General features: G+C 60.5%; 24 protein-coding genes. 14 read left to right on the top strand and 10 right to left on the bottom strand.

Annotation, left to right across the window (positions count from 1 at the left end; translation table 11 throughout):
- The first annotated feature begins 59 nt into the window (after positions 1-59).
- Positions 60-383 (top strand): hypothetical protein, encoded by a 324-nt coding sequence (locus ACQKEN_RS10385; protein WP_427685384.1) that lies wholly within the window; start codon positions 60-62, stop codon positions 381-383.
- 17 nt (positions 384-400) lie between these two features.
- Here ACQKEN_RS10385 and ACQKEN_RS10390 read toward each other — a convergent pair whose 3' ends face one another.
- From ACQKEN_RS10390 to ACQKEN_RS10405, 4 genes are all read right to left on the bottom strand, one after another.
- On the bottom strand, positions 401-1,273 hold the full coding sequence (locus ACQKEN_RS10390) for a DUF6279 family lipoprotein (RefSeq protein ID WP_427685385.1): 873 nt from the start codon (positions 1,271-1,273) through the stop codon (positions 401-403).
- A gap of 63 nt (positions 1,274-1,336) precedes the next feature.
- Positions 1,337-2,080 (bottom strand): TorF family putative porin, encoded by a 744-nt coding sequence (locus tag ACQKEN_RS10395; RefSeq protein ID WP_427685386.1) that lies wholly within the window; start codon positions 2,078-2,080, stop codon positions 1,337-1,339.
- Between the two features lie 161 nt (positions 2,081-2,241).
- The gene (locus tag ACQKEN_RS10400) at positions 2,242-2,727 is read right to left on the bottom strand and encodes a hypothetical protein (protein ID WP_427685387.1); all 486 of its coding nucleotides are present in this window, start codon (positions 2,725-2,727) and stop codon (positions 2,242-2,244) included.
- 186 nt (positions 2,728-2,913) lie between these two features.
- Positions 2,914-3,093 carry a hypothetical protein gene (locus tag ACQKEN_RS10405; protein WP_037012170.1) on the bottom strand — a complete coding sequence of 60 codons (180 nt, stop codon included), beginning with the start codon at positions 3,091-3,093 and terminating at the stop codon, positions 2,914-2,916.
- Between the two features lie 371 nt (positions 3,094-3,464).
- Here ACQKEN_RS10405 and ACQKEN_RS10410 point away from each other — a divergent pair, with 371 nt between their 5' ends.
- Entirely contained in the window at positions 3,465-4,301 is an 837-nt protein-coding gene (locus ACQKEN_RS10410) for a CvfB family protein (protein WP_192171524.1), read from the top strand.
- Between the two features lie 62 nt (positions 4,302-4,363).
- Here the strand turns inward: ACQKEN_RS10410 and ACQKEN_RS10415 are convergent, their stop codons facing one another.
- The gene (locus ACQKEN_RS10415) at positions 4,364-4,744 is read right to left on the bottom strand and encodes a hypothetical protein (protein ID WP_065992698.1); all 381 of its coding nucleotides are present in this window, start codon (positions 4,742-4,744) and stop codon (positions 4,364-4,366) included.
- Positions 4,745-5,510: 766 nt separating this feature from the next.
- On the opposite strand from ACQKEN_RS10415, the gene ACQKEN_RS10420 reads away from it, so the two are divergent.
- The 3 genes from ACQKEN_RS10420 to def all read left to right on the top strand — a co-directional run bounded on the left by ACQKEN_RS10420 (position 5,511) and on the right by def (position 7,570).
- On the top strand, positions 5,511-5,702 hold the full coding sequence (locus ACQKEN_RS10420) for a CsbD family protein (protein WP_427685388.1): 192 nt from the start codon (positions 5,511-5,513) through the stop codon (positions 5,700-5,702).
- A gap of 268 nt (positions 5,703-5,970) precedes the next feature.
- Positions 5,971-6,969 carry a YihY/virulence factor BrkB family protein gene (locus tag ACQKEN_RS10425; protein ID WP_427685389.1) on the top strand — a complete coding sequence of 333 codons (999 nt, stop codon included), beginning with the start codon at positions 5,971-5,973 and terminating at the stop codon, positions 6,967-6,969.
- 61 nt (positions 6,970-7,030) lie between these two features.
- Positions 7,031-7,570 (top strand): peptide deformylase, encoded by a 540-nt coding sequence (def, locus tag ACQKEN_RS10430; protein ID WP_065992704.1) that lies wholly within the window; start codon positions 7,031-7,033, stop codon positions 7,568-7,570.
- 209 nt (positions 7,571-7,779) lie between these two features.
- On the opposite strand, the gene ACQKEN_RS10435 is transcribed toward def, so the two are convergent.
- A complete protein-coding gene (locus ACQKEN_RS10435) occupies positions 7,780-8,610 on the bottom strand; it encodes a class I SAM-dependent methyltransferase (protein ID WP_427685390.1) in 831 nt (276 codons plus the stop codon).
- A 121-nt stretch (positions 8,611-8,731) separates the two neighbouring features.
- On the bottom strand, positions 8,732-9,145 hold the full coding sequence (locus ACQKEN_RS10440) for a GNAT family N-acetyltransferase (protein WP_427685391.1): 414 nt from the start codon (positions 9,143-9,145) through the stop codon (positions 8,732-8,734).
- Between the two features lie 123 nt (positions 9,146-9,268).
- Between ACQKEN_RS10440 and ACQKEN_RS10445 the strand changes: the two genes are divergently transcribed.
- The 7 genes from ACQKEN_RS10445 to ACQKEN_RS10475 all read left to right on the top strand — a co-directional run bounded on the left by ACQKEN_RS10445 (position 9,269) and on the right by ACQKEN_RS10475 (position 14,848).
- The gene (locus ACQKEN_RS10445) at positions 9,269-10,210 is read left to right on the top strand and encodes a fatty acid desaturase (protein WP_427685392.1); all 942 of its coding nucleotides are present in this window, start codon (positions 9,269-9,271) and stop codon (positions 10,208-10,210) included.
- 30 nt (positions 10,211-10,240) lie between these two features.
- Entirely contained in the window at positions 10,241-11,020 is a 780-nt protein-coding gene (locus tag ACQKEN_RS10450) for a phosphate/phosphite/phosphonate ABC transporter substrate-binding protein (protein ID WP_427685393.1), read from the top strand.
- Between the two features lie 117 nt (positions 11,021-11,137).
- Positions 11,138-11,647 carry a sigma-70 family RNA polymerase sigma factor gene (locus ACQKEN_RS10455; RefSeq protein WP_427685394.1) on the top strand — a complete coding sequence of 170 codons (510 nt, stop codon included), beginning with the start codon at positions 11,138-11,140 and terminating at the stop codon, positions 11,645-11,647.
- A gap of 73 nt (positions 11,648-11,720) precedes the next feature.
- Positions 11,721-12,734: an ABC transporter substrate-binding protein gene (locus ACQKEN_RS10460; protein ID WP_427685395.1), complete on the top strand. Its 1,014-nt coding sequence runs from the start codon at positions 11,721-11,723 to the stop codon at positions 12,732-12,734.
- Between the two features lie 279 nt (positions 12,735-13,013).
- Positions 13,014-13,565: a GNAT family N-acetyltransferase gene (locus tag ACQKEN_RS10465; protein WP_427685396.1), complete on the top strand. Its 552-nt coding sequence runs from the start codon at positions 13,014-13,016 to the stop codon at positions 13,563-13,565.
- Between the two features lie 264 nt (positions 13,566-13,829).
- The gene (locus tag ACQKEN_RS10470) at positions 13,830-14,348 is read left to right on the top strand and encodes a hypothetical protein (RefSeq protein WP_427685397.1); all 519 of its coding nucleotides are present in this window, start codon (positions 13,830-13,832) and stop codon (positions 14,346-14,348) included.
- 62 nt (positions 14,349-14,410) lie between these two features.
- Entirely contained in the window at positions 14,411-14,848 is a 438-nt protein-coding gene (locus ACQKEN_RS10475; RefSeq protein ID WP_427685398.1) for a nucleoside deaminase, read from the top strand.
- Between the two features lie 6 nt (positions 14,849-14,854).
- On the opposite strand, the gene ACQKEN_RS10480 is transcribed toward ACQKEN_RS10475, so the two are convergent.
- From ACQKEN_RS10480 to ACQKEN_RS10490, 3 genes are all read right to left on the bottom strand, one after another.
- Positions 14,855-15,856 carry a diaminopimelate epimerase gene (locus ACQKEN_RS10480; protein ID WP_427685399.1) on the bottom strand — a complete coding sequence of 334 codons (1,002 nt, stop codon included), beginning with the start codon at positions 15,854-15,856 and terminating at the stop codon, positions 14,855-14,857.
- Positions 15,857-15,922: 66 nt separating this feature from the next.
- The gene (locus ACQKEN_RS10485) at positions 15,923-16,525 is read right to left on the bottom strand and encodes a LysE family translocator (protein ID WP_427685400.1); all 603 of its coding nucleotides are present in this window, start codon (positions 16,523-16,525) and stop codon (positions 15,923-15,925) included.
- Positions 16,526-16,579: 54 nt separating this feature from the next.
- Positions 16,580-17,416 (bottom strand): AraC family ligand binding domain-containing protein, encoded by an 837-nt coding sequence (locus ACQKEN_RS10490; RefSeq protein ID WP_427685401.1) that lies wholly within the window; start codon positions 17,414-17,416, stop codon positions 16,580-16,582.
- 425 nt (positions 17,417-17,841) lie between these two features.
- On the opposite strand from ACQKEN_RS10490, the gene ACQKEN_RS10495 reads away from it, so the two are divergent.
- A complete protein-coding gene (locus tag ACQKEN_RS10495) occupies positions 17,842-18,183 on the top strand; it encodes a hypothetical protein (protein WP_427685468.1) in 342 nt (113 codons plus the stop codon).
- A 41-nt stretch (positions 18,184-18,224) separates the two neighbouring features.
- A complete protein-coding gene (locus tag ACQKEN_RS10500; RefSeq protein WP_427685402.1) occupies positions 18,225-19,406 on the top strand; it encodes a PQQ-dependent sugar dehydrogenase in 1,182 nt (393 codons plus the stop codon).
- Positions 19,407-19,456 lie beyond the last annotated feature (50 nt).

The following is a 19,456-nucleotide window of genomic DNA, read 5'->3' on the forward strand; positions in this document are numbered from 1 at the left end:
TCAAGCCCGCTGACCGGATGTCACGGGTATTGCCCTGTTGGCCCACTGGAGATTGAAACATGTCTGGACGATACGACTGGGACCTGATTGAGCGTCTGTTGCACGACGTACAAAACAGCGTCGCAAACGCCGATGCGTCAGAAGCATCTGGCACAGAATCGAGAGCGTTGTTGCTCGAACGTGGATTCATTGCCGCCCACACCAGCGGGGCAGGCGGGAATGGCGAAGGCGTTAGCCTCACCCCACGGGGCGCGAGCTTGCTGGCGATGATCGACAGCAGCATTCCGGGCAATGACCATCCGCGTCAGGTGCTGGATGAACAGGCCGATGCGCTGGATCCGGAGACCTTTGACGAGGTAGCCGCCAAGGCGCAGATTGCCTGATGCTGAAAGCGTCCTGATCAGGACGCTTTTTTCATGCTCTTGTAGCAACTCAAATCCGTGAAGTCCTTCCGCACGTCTGCGATCTTCGCCAGCAACTTCTGCCGTTGATCAGCCGTACTCTGCGCCATCAGATCCGCAATCAGAGAAATCGCCGCCTGCTCGGTATGGTCGTAGGCTGCGCGGTATTCAGGCGTCCAGAAGGTCTGGCGGTCCTGTAGCAGGCTGGCGATCTTCTGATCGAAATCGGGTGCATTGCGCTGTTTGACTGCGGCCAACAGGAGTGACTGCCAGTGCGCGCGGTTGTCGATCCACAACCGGTTCTGCTCGCCCAGCGAGGTCGACCATTGCAACACCCGAGCCTGCTGCGCGGCGTTCAGTTTGCCCATCCACGGCGTCAGACGTTTTTCCATGCGTTGCGCGCGTTCACTGATCTGCTTGTCCAGCGGCTGGTCGACGTACTCGTCCTCATGCTTGCGCAGGTCCTTAGCGAACGCCGCCTGCATTTCGCCCACTTGTTGATCGTCCAGCTGACGCAGCAGCTCGACCGCCGAGGGTGTGATTTCTTTGGAGAGGGTGGCGATGGCTTGCCGCGCTTCGGCAGTGCGTGCTGTCAGCTGCTCCTGGTTGACCTGGTTGTTTTCGACCATCCCTTGCAGACGGTCCAGCCAGTCGAGGTAACCGGGAATCTGAGTGGTGCAGTGCCAGCTCAAGTGCTCTTTCAAGCGCTCATCGAGCCAGTCCTTCTGCGACGCGTTCATGTCCAGGTAGTCGTTGAGCGACCAGGGAATGATGAAGTCCAGATGCCGATACGTCAGACCAATCTGGCTGCACCCCGCCAACAGCGTCAGGCTCAGCCACAGCGAAATAAAGGTCTTCAACACAATGCCCATGACAGCTCCTTGCCGGTTCGTCTCCCCGTTATAGAGCAAGTCAGGTCACGGCGGTTCAACCCATCAGAAAAACGAGCGCACAACCTTGAGCGTCACGGTGCCTTCGCACTGAGGATTGTGCCCGCTGTAAGCGCTGCAATCGGCGCCGGTGAGGCTCGAACCGCTGTACATCAGGTTCATGTCCATGCCCAGCACGGGCCGCGACACATTGAACGACCAGTCGCTGTAGGCATTGACCATGCCGCCGCCGTCGATGATTGAAGGCGAATCGAGCTGGTGATTGCCGTACTGCATGCGCAGGTCCAGGCCCAGCGGAATCATGCTGCCCAGGTCGAGGAACAGGGTGCTGTCCTGGCGACCGGCGTCAGTGCTGAAGGCAGTGCCGATGCGGCTGTCGAAAATGCGGAAACCGGCGTAGAGCTCATGGCTATCGAGCTGGTCGGTGTTCGGGTAGCTGTAGCGAATGACGCCAAGCTCATAACCGAGGGTTTTGTCGAACGGCTTCTTGAAGCCCATGTAGGAGTCGACTTCCAGCGAGGTATCGGGCGCCAGCCCGGTGCTGGGGGACCATTGCCCGAAGTAGAAGCCGCTGTCGTGGGTCAGGTCGAGTCCGCCATGGAATTTGGAATCGGCACCGCTCGGCGTCACCAGGCCCTGGGCCATGGTGCGGCTGGGGGTGGTGCCGAGCTTGAGGCTGAAGTTGCCCAGCTCCCGCTCGATGACCTGAGCGCTGGCGGCGGGATGCATGAGGGCGGCGCAGGTAAACACCGCACCGGTCCAACGGTTGAAACAGCGAGCATGAGGCATGCTTCACTCCTTTCAGGTTTCGGAGGAGTGGGTCGAAGGTATCTGTCCGCAAGCCGGATGGCCCGGCAAGAACCGCGATCTAGAGCGTCGCAAGGATACCGCCGATTGGCGCTGTCTCGCGACCATTGGTCGATTCGATGCAGATGCGCTGAACGTTGCGATCAGTTCGCTGCGGAAATCAGCTGATTGACGACGATCAACGCCTGGGGAAAAGAAGGATAACCGCTGGTGGCGACATCGAGTTTTTCGTACCTGGCGCGGTAGATGCCGGCCTTTTCCTGATCTTCCACGCCGGCCCGTTGCGCCTGCAGCGCGATGGCCAGCGGGTAGTTGCGGCCGGCGGAGTCATCGAGCTTGGCATCAACCTGTTTCGGGCTGGCGTTCTGACGCAAGAGCAGTATCGCCTGGTAAAACTCGGCCTCGCCGGTTGTGTCTTCGCGCGCCGCCCGTTCCAGCAGGGCGCTGGCGAGCTCGTCGTTTTCAGCGCGGCGCTCGTTGATCAGCAGCTTGGCCTGGAGCATATCGTTCTGGTACAGCAGATAGTCGGCGCGGCATGGGCTGCCTGCCACCGAAGTGTCACAACCGTGGGTCGCACAGCCGGTCAGCCCGAGGCTAAGCAGGGCGCCGATGATCATCCGTTTGTTCATATCGGTTTCCGCAGAGACGTCAGCAGATCAGGGCATCGTCCGTTCTATCCCATGACCCATACGCAACGGTATCAATGCGCAGTCATGTCACGAGAGTAAAGCAGAGCTTTGTATAGCGAGGGAGCGATAGACCTGGCGCCTTGTGATCAAAGCGCCTGGATGTCGACCGCGGAGGCGGGAGAAAATTTACTTTTTGCCGAGGGAGATCTGTTTGGATGGGCCGAAGGTCTGGCCGCTGACACCTTTGGCGATCTGCTGGATCTCGCCACCGGACTTCAGGAAAGCTGCAATTTGTGCGTTGATCGAATCGCTGGTCTCAACGGCAGGAGCTGGCTTGGCTTTCGAGTTGGATGCTTTTACACGCATGGCTGCTATTGACCTATATAAATTTAATACGGCCGGCCATCCTATCGGAATTGGCCGGAAATTGCTTGGGTATTATCGGACGAGGGGAGGGCAAGCGTGCGCGAGAAATAGCAGAATCATTTTCCGAAAATACCGGCTAAATGACTGTTTTGATTGCGATGTTCAATCTGGCGCCCGGTCGAATCCGGCCGTCGTTCAAGCCGGCCGCCAGGCTCGACGACCTGACGAATGGCTCGAGCCCGGCACCCGCTGCGCCGTGTCGTTCACCAACGTGTTGATTTTCAAAGCGGTGAAGCCGACGCCAGATGTCGATCCGGAATGCCCGCCGGAATTCGGGTAGAATGCCGCCCACGTAACGAGGGTATCTGCACATGGCTTTAGTCGGGCGCTACAACAGTTTGCAAGTGGTTAAACACACTAACTTCGGTTTATATCTGGACGGGGCACAAGACGGCGAAATTTTGCTGCCCAACCGATATATCCCCAAAGATATTCCCAGCGAAGACGAAGACTGGCTCAACGTCTTTATTTATCTGGACAGCGATGACAAGTTAATCGCCACCACCGAGAAACCCAAGGTTCAGGTGGGTGAATTTGCCAGCCTCAAAGTGGTTGAAGTCAACAGCATTGGCATCTTTCTGGATTGGGGGCTGCCCAAGGATTTGCTGCTGCCGTACTCGGAAGAGAAGCAGCCGCTGAAGGCCGGTGATTACTGCGTGGTGCATGTCTACCTCGACAAGCACACCCGCCGCATCACCGCGACCACGCGTCTGGATCGCTACCTGGACAAGGTGCCGGCCAACTATACCGTCGGGCAGGAAGTGGACTTGCTGGTGGCGGAAGAAACCGCGATGGGTTTCAAGGCGATCATCAACAACAAGCACTGGGGCCTGATTCACAAGAACGAGGTGTTCAAGTTCCTGCGCTCGGGCAAACAGGAAAAAGGCTTCATCAAGGAAGTGCGCAGCGACGGCAACATCAGCCTGAGCCTGCAGCCGGTGGGCGAACAGCTTGCCAGCAGCCTCAACGCGCAGATCCTCGGCAAGTTGCGTGACAACAACGGCGTATTGCCTGTCAGCGACAAGAGCGATCCGCAGGTCATCAGCAACCTGTTCGGCGTCAGTAAGGGTAACTTCAAGAAAGCGATCGGCGCGCTCTACAAACAGGGCCAGATCGTCATTCACGCCGACCGTATCGAACTGGTCTGACGTGATACTCGGCTGCAGCGCTGGATGACCTGCGCTGCAGCCTTCTGATTAGCTTTGCCAGATCACTTCTGGACGAAGCTGGCGAAGCTCAGATTTGCGCCGTTCGGGCGCATGTCCTTCAAGTACGAATCCTTGTCAGCCGAGAGCTCCAAGCTCACGGTGGACTTGCGCTTGCCTTCATTGCGAACCACCACCGCGTCTTTCTGATCGCGCAGGAACTTGGTCGTCACCTTCAGGTGAATTAGCTCATCCGTGCTCGGCGTGTGCAGAAGCAGATGCAGCCACTCGTACTGACCCACCGCCAGACGGCTCATGGGCAAATCAAACCACCAGATATTGCGCTTGGGGTCGAGCACGGCGAAGTGCGTGTTATTGGTGCCGAGCACGGCGCCGCCGAGCTGTTCATTACGGCGCGCAATGGCCTGCTGCTTATCGAGTTTCATAACATTCCTGGATCACGGTCTCGTCAACCTGCCCGACGCCCTGAGCGCCGCCGGTTCGGTCGCGTATTCTCCGGGGTTCTCGGAGAAACATAAAGGCAAAATTCTCGGGCTCGGACCGGGACGCGGAGCGTCCCGGGATGCATTACCACGCAGAGCGTGGGAGCGATCAAATGTCAGCGTCTGAACGGGCCTCTTCCTGGCTAAAGCCGGTCCCACTAAAAGCAGCGCGTGCCTTCGGTGGCACAGGCGGCGCGCCCTTAGGACCGGCTTCAGCCGGGAAGCCCTTGATCTGCTTAACGCGCTTTTGATCTGCTTTTGATCTCCGTACGCAAGAAGTCCAGACACCACAAATCGCGACTTGGGTGCAGGCTGAACGCAGGTCTCGCGCAGTGGGCCGAGCCGCATGGATGCGGCGAGAGCGCCGTCAGGACATGGATGTCCGTTCGGCGCGGGCCCACGGGGCGAGACCGGAGTGAAGGAGCCCGACGGAGTCGGGCCCAACCGAGAGCAAGCACCTTTGGTTACTTGGGGTGCTTTTCCAAGTAACTCGCCGAAGGCGAAATCTTCTGCCGTTAGGCAGAATTCAAAAGGCGCCGCAGAAGCCAAGCCGAGCGCATAGCTGAGTTGCACCCTCGGAAGCATGGAAAACCTGAGATCAAGACGCCGATTCAATCCATTCGCGAAATTATTGAACCTCTGATTCACCGCTCCGGTCAGTTCTAGTGTCGAGTTAATGACATCCTATTCTCACCCTGGAGTGAACCCTATGAGCAGCACTGGCGATAAAATCAAAGGCATGGCTAACGAAGCAGTGGGCAACGTCAAGCAGGGCGTCGGCAAAGTGACCGACAACGACAAACTGCGTGCTGAAGGCAAAGCGCAGGAAATCAAAGGCGAAGCACAACAAACCGTTGGCGAAGCAAAAGACGCTGTGAAAAAAGGCGTCGACAAGGTCTAACCCCCTTGCGCCTAGAGCTTTCTGGCTCATGGCGACCCGATTTGCATCACCGTAACGGCCATCCTTTGATGGCCGTTAATGTTTGCGCCTTCGACCGCCTGAAACACATCAACTGTAGCCATCGCTCCGGGCACCCTGTAAAAAGCCAGCCCGTTCGGGCAACTGACGGAATTTCAACGCGATTGCCCGCTCGTATGCATACCGCCTGTAGATACGCTTGAATCAATAATCGTGCTTCGGCTACATCTGTGTCGCGAAAGGAGACGCCATGATATTCCCGGACTTGCGCCAGCTCAGCATCAAGACAGTGTTGGTCAGAACGGTCAAAGAGTTTGTCGATGACGAGATGTCGACGTACGCCTCCGCGCTGGCCTACCAGATGCTGTTTTCGCTGTTCCCGTTTCTGCTCTTCCTCATTGCCCTGATCGGCTTCCTGCACCTGCCGGACTTTTTCAGCTGGCTGCGACTGCAGTCCGAGCTGGTCCTGCCGCCCCAGGCCCTCGATCAGGTGAATCCGGTCATCGACCAGCTGCAACAGTCCAAGGGTGGTTTGCTGTCGATCGGTATCGTCATTGCGCTGTGGACTGCGTCGGCGGGCGTGCGATTGATGATGAGCGCCATGAACGCCGCGTATGACGTGGCCGAAGCGCGGCCAGCCTGGAAGCGCATCCCGCTGTCGGTGTTCTACACCATCGGCATCGCCGGCATGTTGCTCACGGTCGCCGCGCTGATGGTTACAGGCCCGGTGGTCATGAACTGGCTCGCCGCGCAGATTGGCATGGAAGATTTCATCGTCACGCTGTGGACGATCCTTCGCTGGCCGCTGATCATTCTCCTGCTGATGGTGGCAGTGGCGATCATGTACTACGTCATGCCCGATGTTAAACAGAGCTTCCGCTTCATCACCCCGGGTTCAGTGCTGGCGGTCGTGGTGTGGATTGTTGCTTCGCTGGGCTTTGCCTACTACGTGAAAACCTTCGCCGACTACAACGCCATGTACGGCAGCATCGGGGCGATCATTGTGTTGCTGCTGTATTTCTATATCTCGGCAGCGGTATTGCTGCTGGGCGCTGAGATGAACGCGGTGATCGAGCACATGTCCGCCGAAGGTAAAGAAAAGGGCGAGAAGGAAGAGGGCGAGCGCGATGGCACGGCCGATTTCAATACGGTTCACCTCAAGCAGCACGTTTCAGGTCTCGGCCGCGATCACACCCATGACCACGACTACACCCCAACGCCGCCGGTACTCAAGACCGACAAATTCTGACCATGCACAAGGCAGACGGCGCCCCCTTGTGGGCGCCTCTGTCCGTTGCAGAGGGCCCGCAATGATTCGCGAAATTCTGAAAATGGGCGACGAGCGTTTGCTGCGTATCGCGCCACCTGTCCCTGAATCGATGTTCGGTTCCCGTGAGCTGAAGACACTCATCGAGGACATGTTCGAAACCATGGAAAGCGTCGGCGGCGTCGGCCTGGCTGCGCCGCAGATAGGTATTGATCTGCAGCTGGTGATTTTCGGTTTCGAGAGCAGTGATCGTTATCCGGATGCAGAGGCCGTTCCCCAGACCATCCTGCTCAATCCGCTGATTACGCCGCTTGAGCAAACCCTGGAAGAGGGCTGGGAAGGCTGCCTTTCCGTGCCGGGGCTGCGCGGTGTGGTCGATCGCTACGAGCACATCCGTTACGAAGGTTTTGACCCCGACGGCAAGCTTATCCAGCGTGAAGCCCGCGGTTTTCATGCGCGGGTCGTGCAGCATGAATGCGATCACCTGATCGGCCGTCTGTACCCGTCACGCATTACCGATTTCAGCCGCTTTGGCTTTATCGAAGTGCTGTTCCCGGGGATGGACCCGAATGCGGACGAATGACGCTGCAATTTGAGGAGCCCGCTGGATATCGCGCCGACCCTTGCGGGAGCGAGGAAGCGGTAGCCGGCTGAATACGGTCTCTGTAGCAGCCGGCTTGCTGGCGAGCCCAATCTCTCGGCGCCATTTATGTTGCCCTAGACGCCGCCTTCGCCAGCAAGCCGGCTCCTACAGAAGAATGCAGTGCCCCCGCAAGATCATCTCGATGCCAGTCATTTCACCGGCTTGATGAACCGCAGGGTCATGCGGTCTGACTCGCCGATCGCCAGAAACTTCGCCTTGTCCTGCTCACCTTTGACCAACGCCGGCGGCAGGGTCCAGACCCCGTCGGGGTAGTCCTTGGTGTCTTTGGGGTTGGCGTTGATTTCGCTATCAGCCGCCACCCTGAAGCCCGACTTCTGCGCCAGTTTCACCACGTAATCCGTCGGCAGGTAGCCGTTCTGCGCATTGTCCTTCGCGGTGGTGCCGGGCTTGGCCCGGTGGTCGACCACGCCGAGCGTCCCGCCCGGTTTCAATACCTCGTAAAACGCCTTGAACGTCGCCGCTTCGTTGCCGGCGTCGACCCAGTTGTGCACGTTGCGAAAGGTCAGCACGGTGTCGGCCGAGCCTGGCTTGCCGAAGACCGGCGCCTGGGGCGCGTAGGCCACGACCTCGACCTTGCCGTAATGCGCTGGGTCGGCGGCGTATTTGTGCTTCAGGCTGTCGGCGGATTTCTTCGCGTAATCGCTGGTGGCGGGGTCGACGATGGCAGCCACGTAATGGCCTTTGTCTTTGAGCAGCGGCGCCAACAATTCGCTGTACCAGCCATTGCCCGGCGTGATTTCGATGACTGTCTGATCAGGGCGCAGGCCGAAGAATTTCAGCGTCTGCTCGGGGTGACGGTATTGATCACGGGCCGCATTTTGCGGCACTCGCCAGTTGCCGCCCAGCACAGTCGCGAACTGCTCGTGACTGACAGTGGATTCAGGCGCAGCACTCGCCGCCACTGCCAAGCCCGTCGCCGAAAGTGCCGCGAGAGAGAAAACCATAATCGCCGGCTTCATGTGCATCCTGCTCGATCAAGAAATGTTCGGCGAGGCTAGCACGCAAGGCCGAAACCCCGATGGCACGTTTGGTTTGGTCTACCGCAGCAAAGGTTCTAAGCCTGCCAGGGTTGCCCGCCGATCAATTCTCGCCTCGAACAAGCGCGATCAACCGCTTGGTCTGTTGATAACGCGCCAGCCGTGCGGCCAGTTCCTGGGGCAGCTGCAGTGTTTCTACGAAGCCGAGTCGCTGATAAAAGCCGCTCAGCTCAGGTTCACAGAACAACCAAACGTTTCCTTCAACCGACGTCAGCGCTGCGGCGATCAACCCTGGCGCTACGCCTCGCCCGCGCTCATCCGGCGCAACAAACAGCCCGGTCAACCAATGCCCGCCAGCGACCGGCGTCAGGCACAGGGCGCCAATAATGTCCGGCCGGCGCGCCACCCACACCTGCGCCTCGCCCCTGGCGCGCATGGGCGAGCGATGGGCGCGGTAGAACTTCTCCAGCAACGGGCGCTGCACATCGGGAAGTAGTAAGAACTGGATGTCGGGCATGGGCGGCAGGCGTCGGGTTGAGGGTGGGTTCGGCGCATCGTTCTACCGTCATAACCAATCGATCTACAAGTTTTTCCTGCGTCGTTGCACAACCGGTTATCAGCCCGAATGCAGGAACCGGCAATGCCCAACTACCTGGACGATGCGCAGCGTGAAGAGATCAAGCGCCTGCGCGCAAGCTTTACAGGCCGCACGGAATGGCCGACCTGGCTGCTGCTGATCGGTGTGTACGCAGGCTGGCCGACGTTGCTGCTTGCCAGCCCGCACCTGGGCGTGTGGCCGACGACGCTGTTGATGATTCTGCTGCTGGTGCTGTGGATGTCCGTGCAACACGAGGTGCTGCACGGCCACCCGACGCGTTCGTTGCGACTGAACAAGGTGCTCGGCTACGCGCCACTTGCGGTGTGGTACCCGTACACCCTGTATCGCGATACCCATATGCAGCACCACTGCGATGAAGACCTGACCGTCCCCGGTCGCGACCCGGAAAGCCGCTATCTGAGTCAGCTGCACTGGGAACAGACCGGCAAGCTAATGCGTGTTTTGCGCTGGCTCGACAAGACGCCGCCGGGGCGTCTGGTGTTTGGCGTGCCGCTGGCGCTGAGCAGTCTGATCGTTGGCGAAACCCGGCGATTGCTGCGGGGCGAGCGGCAGGCCTGGGCGATGTGGTCGACCCATGGTGGGTTGCTGGTGCTGATGTTTTATTTCATCGAGCATCACAGCGCGATCTCGGCCGTGCATTACGTGATCTTCTGCAGCGTACCGGCGCTGGCGGTGTCGATGGTTCGCTCCTATTACGAGCATCGTCCGGGCGAGCAACCCCAGGAGCGCACCGTCATCAATGAGGCCTCGTGGCCGTGGGCCTGGCTGTTCCTGAATCTGAATCTGCACCTCGTCCACCACGACTTGCCCGGCCTGTCGTGGTATCACATGCCCGTCGTGTATCGGGCGCGGCGCGAGGAGTGGCTGGCACGTAGCGGCGGATTTCTGGTGGCCGGTTACGCGGAACTCTTTCGTCGCCACAGCTTCAATCCTATCGACAGCCCGCAACATCCCTATGTCTGAAGACCTCAGGTCTGATGAGGAATACCGAACATGCCCCAAGGTTTCGCCGAACTGTTGATGTACGTCGCGCCGCCGCGCGTTCAGCAGGCGCAAGAACAGTGGCTGAACCGCGTGCTGGAAATCCTTGATGTGCAGCGTCTCGATGCGCAGGCTCTGGACCTGAAAGCGCTGTGGCTGTCGCCGCACTTGGTGCTGACGCAAACCTGCGGTTATCCGCTGATGACGGAATTGCAGGGCAAGGTGCAAGTGGTCGGTCGTCCGGTTTATCAGCTGCCTCATAGCGCCGATGGCAACCACTGCAGCCTGTTGGTCGCCCGCGAGGAGGATCCGCGTCAGTCCCTCGTCGAATTCAGAGGCAGTCATGGGCTGCTCAATTCTCGGGATTCCAATTCCGGCATGAACCTGTTCCGCCACGCCCTGGCGCCGCTTCAACAGAATGGGGTGTTTTTTGCAGATGTCATGCTCACCGGTGGCCATCGCAACAGTCTCGCCGCGATCAAGGCGGGTGACGGCGATCTGGCCGCCATCGACAGCGTGACCTTCGACTACCTGACCCGCGACGGCAGCGAGGAAGTCGCGGGAGTGAAGGTCATTGCTCGCACGGCGGACGGGCCGTGTCTGCCGTACATCAGCCGTCTCGGCACCGATGTCGATGCCATTCGCGCGGCGATGAATCAGGCGCTGAACGAGCTTCCCGATATCGCCCACGTGTTGGCAATCAGCGAGGTGCTGCCGGCGAGCGAGGCCGATTACCAAGTGCTGCTCGACTACCAGCAGCAGGCTGTATCCCTGGGATTGCCATCGCTTTAGTTATTCCTTAGTGATCTATAAGAATCACTTTTAAGTATTTTTACTGCATAACCGCGCTTGCTAGCATGGCCTCTCGGAAAGTCCCGATGATAAAAATTTCAGGGCAGGGGATGTCTTATGGCTGGCGTCGACGTTATGCATCGCCACTACCTCAGCGAACTCTTTGTGCAGCACCACGCGTGGCTGTGCCTGCGCTTGCGTCGGCTGCTCGACTCCGAGCAGAGCGCCGAAGACGTTGCGTCCGAAACCTTCCTGCAACTGCTGGCCTCGCCCAACGTTGTGCCGATTCGTGACCCGCGCGCGCTGCTGACTACCATCGCCCAGCGACGGGTGTATGAGCGCTGGCGGCGGCGCGATCAGGAGCGCGATTATCTGGAGGGATTGGCGCTGGAAGACGCTGTTCCGTTTGCGTCCGCAGAAAGCCACGCCGCTACACTGCAGATGCTCGACCGTCTGGATCGCCGCCTTGACCGCCTGCCTGCAAAGATCAAATCAACCTTTGTGCTCTCCCGTCGCGGCGGGCTGACCTATCCTGAAATCGCCGCGCACCTGGGCATTTCCCGGCGCTCAGTGAGCGACTATATGGATCAGGCTGAAACCTGTTGCCGTCGCGCTTGTCTGGAATAGAGCGTGTGCTGTGCCCGGCCGACTGTGCCAAACCGTTTGAGCTCCTCCCATCCCCGAGCGACGAGAGACATCCATGACACCAATCAAAAAACTGCTGGGCGGCTCGCTGCTGGCACTGGCTGCCCTGACGGGCTCGGCGCATGGCGCAGAAAAAACCGCGCCGATTCATTTCGGTGACATCACCTGGGAGAGCGGCAGCCTGATCACCGAAATCCTGCGCACCATCGTGGAAACAGGCTACGGCTATCCCACCGACAAACTGCCGGGCAGTACGGTGAGTCTCGAAGCGGCGCTGGCGAAGAACGACATTCAGGTGATCGGCGAAGAGTGGGCGGGCCGCAGCCCTGCGTGGGTCAAGGCCGAGGCCGAAGGCAAGGTCCACGGCCTGGGCAATATCGTCAAAGGAGCAACCGAAGGCTGGTGGGTACCGGAGTTCGTCATCAAGGGCGACCCGGAGCGCGGCATCAAACCGCTGGCGCCGGACCTGAAATCGGTGTCGGACCTTCCCAAGTACAAAGACGTGTTCAAGGACCCGGAATCCCCGGACAAGGGCCGCTTCCTCAACAGCCCCACCGGCTGGACCTCGGAAATCGTCAACACCCAGAAGCTCAAGGCCTACAAGCTCAACGATACCTACGTGAACTTCCGCACCGGTTCGGGCGCGGCGCTGGATGCTGAAGTCGCGTCGTCGATCCGTCGCGGCAAGCCGGTGTTGTTCTATTACTGGTCACCGACGCCGCTGCTGGGTCGCTTCAAGCTGATCAAGCTGGAAGAGCCGCCATTCAACGAAGCCGCCTGGAAAACCCTCGCCGACGCCAGCAACCCCAATCCGATTGGCTCCAGCTCCCTCGCGGCGCACCTGGCCATCGGCGTGTCGGAACCGTTCCGTCAGCAGTACCCGGATCTGGTGAGCTTCTTCGAGAAGGTGGACCTGCCGATCGACCAGTTGAACAAGACCTTGGGCGAGATGAGCGAGAAGCGTCTGGAACCTAGCGTTGTGGCGAAAAGCTTCCTGAAGGATCACCCGGACGTCTGGACCGCCTGGGTGCCGGCTGAGGTTGCCAGCAAAGTGAAAGCGGGGCTGTAAGCGCTTTCTCGTCAAACTGCGGGGCAAGCGCACTGCCGCTTGTCCCGCAGGCAATCCTTTCCTGTAGGAGTGAGCTTGCTTGCGAAGAGGACGGAACATTCGCTGAATCTCCACTGGCTGTACTGACGTCATCGCGAGCAAGCTCACTCCTGCAGTGATCGCGTGTACATTACCCCCCCTCCACGCCACCATTACCGCGACCGACAACCCTGACTGGCGACGATGCCTGCCGTGCGCCAAGCTCAAGGCGTGTAACGATCCGCTCGCGAGCCCACGATCATGAACACGTTATTCACCCTCCTGCACACCGACCGCCTGATCCTGCGCGAACTCACCCCCGACGACACCCCGGTGCTGGCGCAAATCCTTGGCGATGCCGAGGTGATGCGCCATTCGGTGGCCGGCGTAATGTCGGAAAAGGCGACCGGTGAGTTCATTGACTGGTGTCAGTTTTCATACCGTGAACGCGGCTTTGGTCCCTGGGCGGTGGTGGAGAAATCCACCTCAACCCTGGCCGGCTTCTGCGGTCTCAATGCCGAGCTCGTCGATGAGAAGGACGAGATCGAGATTGGCTACCGACTCGCGACCGGATTCTGGGGGAAAGGCCTGGGCACCGAGGCGGCGCGCAGCGCTCTGGCTTATGGCTTTGAACAACTGCAGGTGTCGTCGCTGATCGCCATCGTCCAGCCGACTAATTTTGCATCGGTCAATGTGATCAAGAAACTTGGGTTCGGCGGGTTCGTCCACAGCCAGTATCATCGCCAGGGCGTGAGGATTTACCGCATGACCGCGCAGCAATGGGCGCTGGGTGGCTCAGAGGAATTGGCTTGAGACCTTCCCGGCTAAAGCCGGTCCCACAAAGTACGCGATCCCAGTGGGACCGGCTTTTTCAAGATCCTGTAGGACCGGCTTTAGCCGGGAAGAGGCCAGCGCAGGCACTCTTTATTGTGTGGCGTGACATCCGACGCCTTCTCGGCTAAAGCCAGTCCTACAAGTTTCCCTGCGCAGCCGGGATGGATATGTCGCCCCTCAACTGTTAGCGTCCAGCAGACAATCAAAGCGTTGATCACCGATAAAAAGTCGCCGGGAGAGGACATGGGATATTGCAGATCGACAGCGTTGACGATGATGAAGGCGTCACTCGGCCTGACGCTGATGGGCGTGATGGCCCTGCAGAATGTGACACTGGCCGGTGAAACCGCGCCCGCGCCCGTGGCTGCAGATTCCGCGCTGACCTTCGTGCAGGATCGGCATCTGGGCGAGAGTCTGGGCTGGCTGGGTTATCAGGTCGCTTCCCACACGGTGACCTTCGCCACGATCGTCGAGACCGTCGGCCGCACCAAGGCGCAGGAAATCGTGCAGGACGAACTGCAAAGCCTGCAGCCGCAGTATCAGCAGGAATGGGACCGCAACCTCGCCGCCGCCTACGCCGCATCCTTCAGCCCTGAAGAGCTGAAGGCACTGGACGCCGCAGACCCGGCGCCGGACGTGGCCAACAAATTCCGCAACAAGCAGCGCGATGTCGGCGCTGACATGAAGGACCGCTCCAGCGAGCTGCTCAAGGTTTACGTCTCAACCGCGCTGGACAATGCGCTGAAAAAAGCCAAGCCTTGAGCGCACACTTTATCTGATGCGTTTTTTTCGATTATCCCCTGTCACGAAGGAAAGGAGAGACCATGGACCCGTTCATGCAAGCGGCCATTGATGAGGCGCAGAAGGGCCTCGATGAAGGCGGTATTCCGATCGGCTCGGTCATCGTCCACGACGGCAAGATCATCGGCCGTGGCCACAACCGTCGCGTCCAGGAAGGCAGCGCCATCAAGCACGGCGAAATGGACGCCTTCGAAAACGCTGGCCGCCAACCCGCCCGCGTCTACCGCGAAGCCACGCTCTACACGACCCTGTCGCCCTGCGCGATGTGCAGCGGCGCGATCCTGCTCTACGGCATCCGCAAAATCATCGTCGGCGAACACGAGACGTTCATGGGCGAGGAAGAATTGCTCAAGTCCCATGGCGTGCAGGTAGAGGTGCTGCACAACGAGACGTGCGTGGGCCTGATGAAGCAGTTCATCGCCGACAAGCCTGAGCTGTGGAATGAGGATATTGGCGAGTAGTCAGCGTCAGGCCTTGACTCGCGCCGTCCCGAACAACTGCACCTGCTGCAACTGCCCGTCGCGCTCAATCAGGCGCAACGGCGCGGTGCCGCCGGGCATCACCACTTCCACCAGCCCCGCTTCGACCCATCCGCAGAACCACGCCGCCGACGCCACCGCGCTGGCGCTGGTCCCGGATGACGCCGTCGGGCCTTCGCCGCGTTCGAACACGCGCGCTGCGATGCGGTTCGGTCCCAGGCGCGCAGCCCATTGCAGATTGACCCCGCCAGGGCAGGGGTCGCCGCTTCCTGATTCGCCGGCGACGAAGGCGATACGGGTCAGGGCAGCGTTCAACTCGGGCTCGTGAAGGTCTTCGAAGCTTGGCAGATCATCGACATCCGTCACCAGCGTGACGCAGTGCGGATTGCCCACCCTGACGAACACGCTGGTCTGCCATCCCGGGTGCAAGGCTGCTATGGGTTCGATCCGGTTAACCTCCCGCCCATTGAGCATCGCTGTGCCGACTCCGTCTCCTGTTGCGGCTACTGCCTGCGGGCCGAAACCAGGCGCGCCAATGTCCAGCCAAAAGCCGTTCACGTCCTCGACTGTCGCCGCGACCGCCTGCGTTGCGACGGGGCTGAGCGAATCAGCATTGTCGTGATGAACGCGCAGGGCGAACGGCGCGCTGCCGGTGATAAGGGCTGAGTCGGTCAGTGACTGGGCGAAGATGGTCAGGCCGTTGCCGCTGCGTTCAGCCAGGGTGCCGTCGGTGTTGACGATCAACAGGTCGAACGGCGCGGTGTCCTGAAAGGGTCCCACCAGAAGACCGTCCGAGCGATGAGATTTGCTGCCGGATGGACGCTGGCCAGCGGGCCAGTCACAGATCGCCGCAATGGCGCGAGCCGTCCAGGCTTGGCGGTGAATCGCGGCTTCCGTCGGCAACTGGGGCAGGGGAACGCCAAGGGTGCGCAGGGCATCGGGGGTAATCACTGCGTAGATATTGCCGCGAGCGTCGTAGAAGCGAGCCATGGTCAGTCCGGATCAGGGAATCAGCGCGCATTAAATCACGCCGACCCACGCGTCGCCGCCAGGGCTTCACACCACCAACGTCAACCACGCCGACACCAGCAACAGCACCGCCATCACCTGATTGAAGCGCTTCATACCCTGCGCCGAGCGGCAGAATTTCGCGGCGCTGACGCCCAGGTAGGCCCAGGCGCTCATGCACGGGATCGAGACCAGGAAGAACGCCAGGGACAGCCACATCACCCGCAGCATGCGGTCGGCGTCGGTGCCCGCAAAGACGCTGACCACGGCCAGCGCCATCATCCAGGTTTTCGGGTTGACCAGTTGCAGGCTCGCCGCGCCCCACAGGCCCAGTGTCGGACCGCTGCGCTGTTGCGTCGGGTCTATCGCTTCGGCGGACGCGCTGAAAATCTGCCACGCCAGCCAGGTCAGCCAGGCGATCCCGACCCATGCCATCAGGGTTTGCACCTGTCGATGCCGCGCCAGCACATCGCCCAGTCCGGTACCGACCATCAGTACCAGCAATGCCGCCCCGGCGCAGGCCCCGAGGACAATCGGCAACGTGCGGAGCAGGCCGTAGCGCGAGCTATTGGTCAGTACCAGAATGTTCGTCGGGCCGGGCGTGATGGACGCGACAAAGGCGAACAGCAGAAAGGGCAGGAGGGTTTGCATAAGGCCACTCGGCGGTCATTGATCGTGGAGCAATGATCGGCGCGCCGTGGGCGGTCAGTCTGGAACGTTTGAGCAGCGTCGGCGATAGTCCGCCGGGGTCATGCGATAGGCGCGCTGGAACCAGCGGCCCAGATGGCTCTGATCCGCGAAACCCAGGGCAGCCGCGACGCTGACCGGCGCCTCGCCCCGGGCCAGCAGATGCCGGGCGCGGGTCAGGCGCAGTTGGATAAGGTAGGCATGGGGCGCCAGGCCAAAGGCTGCCTTGAACGCTCGACTCAGGCGGAAACGGTCAACACCGGTCACCTGCGCCAAATCGTCCAGGCCGATGTTCTGATGCAAATGGCTGTGCAGGTAATCCCGCGCTCGCTGGGCCACCAGTGGCAGACGCGGGTCGGGGTCGATCAGGGTGCGCCAGCGCAAGTGGCTGGTCAGGTTGGCGAGCAGGTGATCCAGCGCGGTCTGGCGCACGATGCGCAGCTCGTCGTGGTGCATCGCTTCGAAGGCGTTGGCCGTCGCGATGGCGAGGCGCGGGTCTTCTGCCAGCGTCGCTGCGAAGCTGAGCTGGGCGTTGTCCGGCGCTTCTTCAAACTGTGCGCGCAGTTCCCGGTCCAGCCAGCGCGGGTCCAGGTACAAGGTGCGGTAAGTGAAGCCGCCCGCTTCCGGGGCCGTGCCGTCGTGGATGTCGCCTGGCTCGAGCAGGAATACCTTGCCCGGCGTGCTGTTGTGCTGCTGTCGACGGCAGTTGAATTGCTGCAGACCCTGTTCGGTGATGCCCACCAGATAGCTGTCGTGCCAGTGCGGATCGTAGGCATGGCCCTCGAAATGCGCGCGCACTGTCTCGATGCCGGACGTGGCGTCCTGCTTGAGCTCGATCCAGTTGTGGTCGGACATCACGGGGCCTCGGAAGGGGGCTGGTTTAGGTGGCTGGGGTGATCAGTCAATCTTCAACACGTTACCGCGCAGCTCACGGCAGGTCTGGAAGAATCGTGCAGCAGGCGACGAGGTGTCGAGTCCTGCCTCCGCATGTCGCCTTGCCACGCATTTGTAGGAGCGCGCTTGCCCGCGAATGCAGTGTGTCTGTGACGAAGATGCAATCTGACCCAACGCCTTCGCGGGCAAGCGCGCTCCTACAGGGGATAGTGTGAACCCACACCATTGCGTCGGCTGCCCAGGGCGTCTGTTCGACAGGCCTGCCGACTACTCTTGTTACAAAGCGAAAGGTCCTACACGTTGCTCATCCACCCTGACAGCGCGAACCTACACGCTCGATCGCCATCAAAGACCGGAATCGTTACCCATCCCACAGAAGGTAAATGATGAACCCTTTTCCGCGACGCCTCGCCGTCGTCTTGCTCGGCGGTCTCCTGTCGGCCGGCTTGGCACAGGCTGATGATCACACCACGCACTCGCTGCCGCTTCTGGCGGCGGCCGGCTACCCGAGTCGCTCCATCAACGTTCCCGACAATGGCGCCGTGCGCCGCGCCAATCCCAATAGTCGACAGGGCACCGAGTCCATTGCGCCGCGTGTCGGTGGCCCCAATCTGGGGCCCTCCCAACCCCGTCCGCCCACCCTGGAAAACGGTGGCATCGGCAACGGGTATCCAACCCGGCAGCAACCCGCTCGGCCTGCCGGCGATGCCGAACGCCGCAGCAATTGAAACGACTGCCAGCCTCTCTTCCATTTCAGAAGGAATTGCCTATGTTGCGCGCCACCCCTTTTCACACGCTCGCCCTACGCAAAACGTTGCTGGCGACCTTATGCGCCTCCGCATTACTGGGCTTCTCCGTGCAAGCAACTGCCGCGACTTACCAAAGCGAGACCGGCACGCTGACAGTCGATGAAGTCGTCGGCGGGCTGCAGCATCCATGGGCCGTGGCGTTTCTGCCGGACTCCCAGGGGATGTTGGTCACCGAGCGCACCGGCAACCTGCGCCGGGTGACGCCTGACGGCAAGCTGTCGGCGCCGATCTCCGGCGTGCCGAAGGTCTGGGTGCAAGGGCAGGGCGGTTTGCTGGACGTCGAGCTGTCGCCGGATTTCGCCAAGGACCGCATGGTTTACCTGACCTACTCCGAGGCGGCCAGCGATGGCAAAACCGGGGGCACGGCGGCGGGGCGCGCAAGGCTTTCGGAAGACATGACAAAGCTGGAAGGCTTCACCCGCATCTTCCAGCAGCAGCCAAAACTGTCGGTGGGCAACCACTTCGGCTCGCGCATCGTCTTTGATCGCGACGGTTACATGTTCATCGCGTTGGGTGAAAACAACGACCGGGCCACGGCTCAAGACCTCGACAAACTGCAGGGCAAGGTCGTGCGCCTGTACCCCGACGGCACCGTGCCCAAGGACAACCCCTTTGTCGGCCAGCAAAACGTGCGCCCGGAAATCTGGAGCTACGGTCACCGCAATCAACAGGGCGCCGCGCTCAACCCCTGGACCGGCACGCTGTGGACCAACGAGCACGGTCCGCGTGGCGGGGACGAAATCAACATCATCGAGCGCGCCGCCAACTATGGCTGGCCGATCTCGACCTTCGGCATCGACTACAGCGGCGAGCCCATTTCCGAGTCAAAGGGCAAGATAGTCGAGGGCGTGAAAAACCCGTTCCATGTGTGGGAGAAATCCCCGGGCGTCAGCGGCATGGCGTTCTACGACTCAAGCACGTTCAAGGCGTGGGATCACAACGTCTTCATCGGCGCGCTGGCGTCGGAAGAGCTGATCCGCCTGGAGCTCAAGGACGACAGGGTTGTGCACGAAGAGCGTTTGCTCGGCGAGCTCAAGTCCCGCATCCGCGACGTGCGACAGGGGCCGGATGGGTATGTGTATGTGCTGACGGACGAGGATAACGGGAAGCTGTTGAAGGTCGGGTTGAAGGTGGAGCAATAGACTCTTGTAACGTATATGGCCCATTTTGAATGGGCGAGCCTAATATGGTT

Source organism: Pseudomonas sp. NPDC078416 (assembly GCF_050268485.1).
Classification (GTDB): domain Bacteria; phylum Pseudomonadota; class Gammaproteobacteria; order Pseudomonadales; family Pseudomonadaceae; genus Aquipseudomonas.

What these genes read in the sequence shown, in the direction of transcription:
- ACQKEN_RS10385 (WP_427685384.1), top strand. Translation starts at nt 60, where the DNA reads ATGTCTGGACGATACGACTGGGACCTGATTGAGCGTCTGTTGCACGAC.
- ACQKEN_RS10390 (WP_427685385.1), bottom strand. Translation starts at nt 1,273, where the DNA reads ATGGGCATTGTGTTGAAGACCTTTATTTCGCTGTGGCTGAGCCTGACG.
- ACQKEN_RS10395 (WP_427685386.1), bottom strand. Translation starts at nt 2,080, where the DNA reads ATGCCTCATGCTCGCTGTTTCAACCGTTGGACCGGTGCGGTGTTTACC.
- ACQKEN_RS10400 (WP_427685387.1), bottom strand. Translation starts at nt 2,727, where the DNA reads ATGAACAAACGGATGATCATCGGCGCCCTGCTTAGCCTCGGGCTGACC.
- ACQKEN_RS10405 (WP_037012170.1), bottom strand. Translation starts at nt 3,093, where the DNA reads ATGCGTGTAAAAGCATCCAACTCGAAAGCCAAGCCAGCTCCTGCCGTT.
- ACQKEN_RS10410 (WP_192171524.1), top strand. Translation starts at nt 3,465, where the DNA reads ATGGCTTTAGTCGGGCGCTACAACAGTTTGCAAGTGGTTAAACACACT.
- ACQKEN_RS10415 (WP_065992698.1), bottom strand. Translation starts at nt 4,744, where the DNA reads ATGAAACTCGATAAGCAGCAGGCCATTGCGCGCCGTAATGAACAGCTC.
- ACQKEN_RS10420 (WP_427685388.1), top strand. Translation starts at nt 5,511, where the DNA reads ATGAGCAGCACTGGCGATAAAATCAAAGGCATGGCTAACGAAGCAGTG.
- ACQKEN_RS10425 (WP_427685389.1), top strand. Translation starts at nt 5,971, where the DNA reads ATGATATTCCCGGACTTGCGCCAGCTCAGCATCAAGACAGTGTTGGTC.
- def (WP_065992704.1), top strand. Translation starts at nt 7,031, where the DNA reads ATGATTCGCGAAATTCTGAAAATGGGCGACGAGCGTTTGCTGCGTATC.
- ACQKEN_RS10435 (WP_427685390.1), bottom strand. Translation starts at nt 8,610, where the DNA reads ATGAAGCCGGCGATTATGGTTTTCTCTCTCGCGGCACTTTCGGCGACG.
- ACQKEN_RS10440 (WP_427685391.1), bottom strand. Translation starts at nt 9,145, where the DNA reads ATGCCCGACATCCAGTTCTTACTACTTCCCGATGTGCAGCGCCCGTTG.
- ACQKEN_RS10445 (WP_427685392.1), top strand. Translation starts at nt 9,269, where the DNA reads ATGCCCAACTACCTGGACGATGCGCAGCGTGAAGAGATCAAGCGCCTG.
- ACQKEN_RS10450 (WP_427685393.1), top strand. Translation starts at nt 10,241, where the DNA reads ATGCCCCAAGGTTTCGCCGAACTGTTGATGTACGTCGCGCCGCCGCGC.
- ACQKEN_RS10455 (WP_427685394.1), top strand. Translation starts at nt 11,138, where the DNA reads ATGGCTGGCGTCGACGTTATGCATCGCCACTACCTCAGCGAACTCTTT.
- ACQKEN_RS10460 (WP_427685395.1), top strand. Translation starts at nt 11,721, where the DNA reads ATGACACCAATCAAAAAACTGCTGGGCGGCTCGCTGCTGGCACTGGCT.
- ACQKEN_RS10465 (WP_427685396.1), top strand. Translation starts at nt 13,014, where the DNA reads ATGAACACGTTATTCACCCTCCTGCACACCGACCGCCTGATCCTGCGC.
- ACQKEN_RS10470 (WP_427685397.1), top strand. Translation starts at nt 13,830, where the DNA reads ATGGGATATTGCAGATCGACAGCGTTGACGATGATGAAGGCGTCACTC.
- ACQKEN_RS10475 (WP_427685398.1), top strand. Translation starts at nt 14,411, where the DNA reads ATGGACCCGTTCATGCAAGCGGCCATTGATGAGGCGCAGAAGGGCCTC.
- ACQKEN_RS10480 (WP_427685399.1), bottom strand. Translation starts at nt 15,856, where the DNA reads ATGGCTCGCTTCTACGACGCTCGCGGCAATATCTACGCAGTGATTACC.
- ACQKEN_RS10485 (WP_427685400.1), bottom strand. Translation starts at nt 16,525, where the DNA reads ATGCAAACCCTCCTGCCCTTTCTGCTGTTCGCCTTTGTCGCGTCCATC.
- ACQKEN_RS10490 (WP_427685401.1), bottom strand. Translation starts at nt 17,416, where the DNA reads ATGTCCGACCACAACTGGATCGAGCTCAAGCAGGACGCCACGTCCGGC.
- ACQKEN_RS10495 (WP_427685468.1), top strand. Translation starts at nt 17,842, where the DNA reads ATGAACCCTTTTCCGCGACGCCTCGCCGTCGTCTTGCTCGGCGGTCTC.
- ACQKEN_RS10500 (WP_427685402.1), top strand. Translation starts at nt 18,225, where the DNA reads ATGTTGCGCGCCACCCCTTTTCACACGCTCGCCCTACGCAAAACGTTG.